Here is a 2,020-nt window from a genome sequence, read left to right as displayed (position 1 = left end):
TATACGTCTTGCACGCTGATTTATCAGCGAATTTCACGGATTTGGGTAATTACGGCAGAAGAGGAAAGTCAGAACTGGCATTGCCCGGTACGTGCGCTTGACTTCACTGTTTGGGATTCTCGCTTGTTTTCTGTGATTCGCATCAGCAATGAAGATTGTTCGCCCGCGTGAATCCACGACTGACACGCAGCCGTAACTCCAGCCGGCTTTGCTGAGATTGTCAGCGATGATTTCCCAATACTTCACGCGGCAGACGTTCTGGGCGAATGGCATTTGTATGCCTTTGCGCAAAACACCTAAACCCACCTGGTCTCGCGTCCTTGTTGTTCAATCGCCTGCTTACCAGATGAGCGTCACATTCCCGGGCAGCGTTGCAGAATGGGCATTGTGGATCTGGATCGTGTCTGCGCTGGCCACCTGTATGTCCACATCGTGGTCGAAGTTGATCCAGACGATGTGGGTTCCCGGCATTTTAGTGCCTCCGGCGGTCGTGGTGGTCGTGCTCGGGCCGCTGTACCCCTCCAAGCCGACCCATTCTATGAGAGTGCCTGGAAGACGCAGCAAGCTCACCTGACCCACGCCCCCCTCTGTGGTGCAGCAGCCCATAACCAGCACCGGTTTGCTGGCGGCCGGCGTGATTGCTGCGCTGGTAGCGCCTGATGCGAGGTTGTATGAGATGGATAAAGCGTTGGGCGTTGTGATCGTCTGCGTGGCATTGGCAACGACCATGGAGGTAATGATGGCGACAACGGTTGCCAGGAGGATAGCTCCCGGTCGTGAGAATTTCTGGATTCGCATTTTAATAGCTTTCATTTTGTGTGGGTTTCTTTTGTATTGGTTTTTTTTGGTTTTCCTACGTGTTGTTTTCTTCGAGTAAGATTTTTCGTCCTGCCGCATAGGGGCAGTTTGCGTTAAAACGCTGCAAGATCGCAAGCCCTCTCTCTGACAGCCCGAAGCCGCCCAAGTTGCTCGATCAGGTTCGGGAAGGGTGTCACAACACCAGACAGACTGCCGTTTGAAAGGCCGTAGAGCTGCCTAGAAATCGTTTTTAATAATCATGCAATCCTTAGATGTAAGGCGTTAATCAATTATTTTAATGCTTTTGGGTAAGAGCAGGAGTTTTTCGAGCGATTTAAAGAAGTAATTTATTCTTTGCCTCAATTTTCGAGATCAATGCTTTAAGGCGATTGACCGCACCACAAAGATGCTTAAGCACAGCGAGGCCGACTAGGTCGTTGGCTTCATCCCACGCCGTATCAAATTTCGCTAAATCCCTCGGCCCAACAAAGTTCGCAAGCACATTTTGTCTAGCGCGGTCGTGCGCCTTTTGTCGCCACTCCTCGAGTTCGGGAAAAGTCGGTTTTACGGGTTCTATTTGAAACCTAGAAACGAGCCTTTCACCCTCATTCAGTAGCTCGTTCAATTCATCTATAGCTACCGCGACTGGTTGAGCGTCTTTGGGCGAGACTGTAACTGCCTTCGGCTGGGGTTTGTGCCCTCGATCTGGCTCCGCCTTGCGTTTGTCCCTTCGGATTGATAGCAAAATCATTAACAGAAGCACCGTTCCAATTGGCCCTGTTATCCACGGAGGCGAAAATGGGAAATTGGGAAAGTGTTGCCTAGCCACCCAAACAGCCAGCGGCTCATTCGAAAAGAACGCCCAAGCCGATGCCGCCCATTGCGGTAAGAATATAAAAAGAAACGAGGCAGCGACAGCAATGGCCGCTAACATTGGATGCCTCCTGCCCCATCTCTTGAGGCGCAGTTGCATCCACCAACCGTAGGTCGTTGCCCGCGCCCGTCAAACACTAACCTTGTCTCGAAGTGATAATCCCAACCAATTAGAACGCCGCTTACAAACGCCCTAAAGCCTCAGAAATTATTTTCAACAGTCATTCATCTGAAGCTGCCCAAGCTGCTCGATTAGGTTCGGAGCAGGTCAAAGCACCTGATACAATCCCGTGTTTTGAAGCCGGAAAGCCGCCTAGAAATCGTTTTTCAAACCAATCCTAGACCGAAT

Annotated in this window: 2 protein-coding genes; both read right to left on the bottom strand. The window is 50.8% G+C overall.

From position 1 onward, the window contains the following. Positions 1-339: 339 nt before the first annotated feature. Entirely contained in the window at positions 340-897 is a 558-nt protein-coding gene (locus VH187_RS06855) for a hypothetical protein (protein WP_329700730.1), read from the bottom strand. 235 nt (positions 898-1,132) lie between these two features. Continuing rightward, complete coding sequence (locus tag VH187_RS06850) at positions 1,133-1,732, bottom strand: hypothetical protein (RefSeq protein ID WP_329700729.1); 600 nt, start codon at positions 1,730-1,732, stop codon at positions 1,133-1,135. Positions 1,733-2,020: the final 288 nt, after the last annotated feature.

It is taken from the genome of Scandinavium sp. (assembly GCF_036271055.1).
In the GTDB taxonomy this organism is placed as follows: Bacteria; Pseudomonadota; Gammaproteobacteria; order Enterobacterales; family Enterobacteriaceae; genus Scandinavium.
The sequence above is the reverse complement of the archived record's forward strand: the minus strand, read 5'-3'. Positions and strand labels throughout refer to the sequence as shown.

Excerpts from the sequence above, each read along its gene's own strand:
- VH187_RS06850 (WP_329700729.1), bottom strand. The coding sequence starts at position 1,732 with ATGTTAGCGGCCATTGCTGTCGCTGCCTCGTTTCTTTTTATATTCTTA.
- VH187_RS06855 (WP_329700730.1), bottom strand. The coding sequence starts at position 897 with ATGCGGCAGGACGAAAAATCTTACTCGAAGAAAACAACACGTAGGAAA.